The sequence below is a fragment of the Paenibacillus sp. 01L418 genome (assembly GCF_056400045.1).
Map to the genome: position 1 here is coordinate 1 of NZ_JBFTSN010000546.1, position 3,724 is coordinate 3,724.

General features: G+C 40.8%; 4 protein-coding genes. All 4 read left to right on the forward strand.

What is annotated here, in order from left to right:
• Positions 1-288, forward strand: a 288-nt coding sequence (locus AC1DSE_RS32350; protein WP_477528843.1) for a dihydrofolate reductase family protein, incomplete at its 5' end; no start/stop codon positions are given.
• 521 nt (positions 289-809) lie between these two features.
• Positions 810-1,457 (forward strand): DUF998 domain-containing protein, encoded by a 648-nt coding sequence (locus AC1DSE_RS32355; protein WP_441883096.1) that lies wholly within the window; start codon positions 810-812, stop codon positions 1,455-1,457.
• A 28-nt stretch (positions 1,458-1,485) separates the two neighbouring features.
• Positions 1,486-1,671 (forward strand): hypothetical protein, encoded by a 186-nt coding sequence (locus AC1DSE_RS32360; protein WP_441883094.1) that lies wholly within the window; start codon positions 1,486-1,488, stop codon positions 1,669-1,671.
• A gap of 75 nt (positions 1,672-1,746) precedes the next feature.
• A complete protein-coding gene (locus AC1DSE_RS32365; RefSeq protein WP_441883092.1) occupies positions 1,747-2,598 on the forward strand; it encodes a nucleotidyltransferase domain-containing protein in 852 nt (283 codons plus the stop codon).
• Positions 2,599-3,724: the final 1,126 nt, after the last annotated feature.

Genomic DNA, 3,724 nt, shown 5'->3' on the forward strand with positions numbered 1-3,724 from the left:
GAGTGGAATGCCACAATCATCCATGGCGACGCGGCAGAAGAAGCAGCGAAACTCAAGCAGGAGTTAAGCGGAGACTTGCTGGTCGTAGGCAGCGGCGATCTTGCACAAACGCTGATGAAGCATCATCTCATTGACGAATACCGGCTCTGGATCCATCCTGTGATCTTAGGTCGCGGACAACGGCTGTTCAGAGAAGGGATCGAGAAGGCTGCTATGCGCCTCATGGACGCCAAAATACTAAGCACAGGTGTCACGATTCACATCTACCAGCCCGAGATAGGCAATTAACAATAAAGCCATCTGAATTTATTCAACCAGAGACGTCTCCATCATCGTTGTGCAAGTGGAGATGGGACGTCTTTTAACCATTCAGATGCTGATCAGCGATCGAAACATTGGTTGATTCAGTAATATCATGCGCAATGATTGCTAAGAAGACATACGGGTGCTTACGATGCCATAAAAAAAATTTGCGAGTATGTCGAGTTTGCCAAAATCTGTTCGTCGTCTGAATAGAGGCTCAAATATCCGTCCGCGAAGGGAGTGATGAATATTAAAATAAAAGCAGTAATAACTGAAAATGAGACGTACGATGCACACAATAACTTCAAAGGACTGTACAAGATTGCCTATTATAGAGTTGGCCGGGGGCCGTCAAACATTCTAGTATCGGGCGCGTTCAGCTATCACAGATCCCCCGGAAAGGTGCTGTTGGCTAATTTGTTGTCAGAGCATTTCACGGTCAACAATTGCAATTACGACTGAATAAAAGATTATAAAATGGACAATGAGAGGGGAATACGATTATTATGTTTACAAATAAGCAGGATACGAGGACGATTCGTCTTCTTCTAATGGGTGGGGTTGTTTCCACACCGCTATTCTACATAGCAGCCATTATTCAATCGTTTACACGTACAGGATTCGATATCAGGCGCCACGCCATCAGTACCCTTACGTTGGGGGATTTGGGATGGATTCAAAGCGCAAATTTCTTCATGACAGGATTGCTTGCTGTTTGTGCAGCGATTGGAGTGCGCCGTTTGCTGCGAGGGCGTATGGGAGGCAAGTGGGGTTCGTTGCTCATTGGAATCTATGGGATTGGCATGATTCTGGCAGGTCTGTTTCGCCCAGATCCTGGCCTCAGCTTTCCCCCAGGTGCCTCTGCCGGAATGCCAACATCGATGAGCGTTCATGCAACACTCCATTCCGTTGCTTTCTTTACGGCTTTTATTTGTCTAATTGCGGCAAGCATTGTTTTTGCACGTCGGTTTGCTACACAAGGCGAGCGTGGTTGGAGTATCTATTGTATTGCATCTTGTATCCTTGCGCCAGTGCTCATTATTTTAGGCTCAAGTATCGGCACTTGGATCGGCGTTATTATGGGGAGCGCTGGAATTGTTGCCTTCGGTTGGGTTTCGGTTCTTACCGCGAGATTACGTGTTGAAGCCCTTTAGGCATAGATTCAACAAGAGAGAACCGTTAATGATTTCCGATTCATTCGAGCCGGTTACGTATAACCGCAGCAGCAGTCTTGTTTTGAACTATCACGATGAGTCAGAAGTCAAAATGGCATATGCCAGGCTAAGCAAGGGCAGCGAAATCCCTGGTGTTTTATACGAACGATGTGGGAGCTATCTCGGCAACTCCTTGTATATCTTCACAAAATAAAGGTTTTTGTATAGATGTACTGATAGGCGTTAAGATAACGGGCAGCTTTAGACATATTCGAACGGAGTGAGAGGTATGGATGTACAAAGTATTATTTCCAAAATTATTGATTGTCTTAAGCAAATCGATGGTGTGCAGGCTCTGGTTCTTGGTGGTTCAAGAGCTAGGGGGACTGAAAACCACAACTCAGATATTGATATTGGAATTTATTATAACCTAAAGAATGGGTTAGACATTTCCCACCTTGATCGGATAGCTTCCACCTTGGATGATGATAATAGAGTCAATTTAATAACAGAAATCGGTGGCTGGGGGCCATGGATAAATGGTGGTGGTTGGCTGAAAGTGCATCAACAACCGGTCGATTTTATATACCGTGATCTTAATATAGTGTCAAAAGTAATTGACAACTGTCTCAGAGGGGATCTTACAATCGACTATCAACCGGGACATCCTCATGGATTTATCAATTCTATATATTTAGCTGAAATCGCGTTGTGTAGGATTTTATGGGATCCAACAGGTCTTATTGGAGAAATGAAGTCTAGAACAAGTCCATACTCGCACGTTTTGCAAAAAGCAGTAATTCAAAAATTTTTATGGGAAGCGAATTTCTCCTTAGAGAATGGGAAAAAAGGTATCTATAAAAATGATTTATCTTACTTTGCTGGATGTTGTTTTAGATCAGTCTCTTGTTTAAATCAGGTTTTGTTTGCACTTAATGAAACATACTGGATGAACGAAAAAGGAGCTGCTGCTATCGTCGATACTTTTAGCATGGTCCCAAGCAATTACTCCCATAGAATAAACAAGATATTCACCTTAGTGACAGAAGAGCAGGCCGGTTTGGAGAAAGCTCTAAGCCTGTTACATGATCTGATTCACGAAACAGACAATCTAGTGAAAAATAAAAATCTGCTGAACTAACGCGACACTATAGCTCAATAAGCAACTAGAACGAGGCTGCCGGTACGGATCGGCAGCCTCGTTGCACTAACAGGCAGGTTAACGATGATTAAGTTAAAATTATTCGTTGTTAGGAGGAAATTATTTACCAATACATGCGTCATATTGGTGATTTTTTTATGATCCAATGCAAGTTCATTGATCAATCCGTTTAAGAAAATTGCAGCTGCAGTATTATAGAAAAACATTGTGGTATGACTGAAAAATTGAACATTGAAATAAATGGAAAAAATTAGATTTTACAATGGAAACTTTACATGAGTTTAGAATTACAATTCATGATGAGCAAAATAAACTTTAAGGATTAACTCTAAAATTAACTCTAAGGATAATTACGACAGCTGAATTGTAGCATTACTAATGAAATTAAACTCTAGATTTTATTAGTATTAATTCACAAGAGCAAACCGTTTAATTTGGAGCGGAAGTTGTATGGAATTTATCATTATAATGAAATACATAAAATGAAGGCAAGAGTAAGTGAAGTAACAGCAAGTTAAAGACGGATCAGTCATTACTGTTAATTTCATTACTACTTCTTCACAAAACTCGTATTTTGTACATATGTATATAAATCGATTTAATACCTAGTAACTACTGAATTTTCATTTACAACCGTGTCGGATGACAAGAATTGATTCCATAAATGACAAGAACTTAACTTACCTTGGATTCTCCTATAACCGTACGTTCGCTCACGCTGTAGATAAATCGCTTTGATCCACTGCTTGGTCTCACCATCAGGGTCTGCTTGCTTACGCTTAAGATATCGATAGTACGCGCTTCTCCATACATCAAGCAATTCACATAGCAGGGTCACTGGGTAAACATCAGATAACTCCTCGATAATTGCATACTTGCCTTTCACACCTCCCGTTTCCAGATTTCTAAGCACTTTTTTAAAACCGTATTCTCCCGTTGAAGTTGTTGGTTGTAACGATCCTTATCTTTATATTCTTCGCGGCGGCCTCTGTTATTCAATAATCCGTACTTTCCTTTTTTCCTAAATTTATACACCTATTTACGAACTCTATCTTTATCTTGTATTCCATACTTCTCTGTAATTTGCTTGTACGTCCATCTATCC

What these genes read in the sequence shown, in the direction of transcription:
- AC1DSE_RS32355 (WP_441883096.1), top strand. Translation starts at nt 810, where the DNA reads ATGTTTACAAATAAGCAGGATACGAGGACGATTCGTCTTCTTCTAATG.
- AC1DSE_RS32360 (WP_441883094.1), top strand. Translation starts at nt 1,486, where the DNA reads ATGATTTCCGATTCATTCGAGCCGGTTACGTATAACCGCAGCAGCAGT.
- AC1DSE_RS32365 (WP_441883092.1), top strand. Translation starts at nt 1,747, where the DNA reads ATGGATGTACAAAGTATTATTTCCAAAATTATTGATTGTCTTAAGCAA.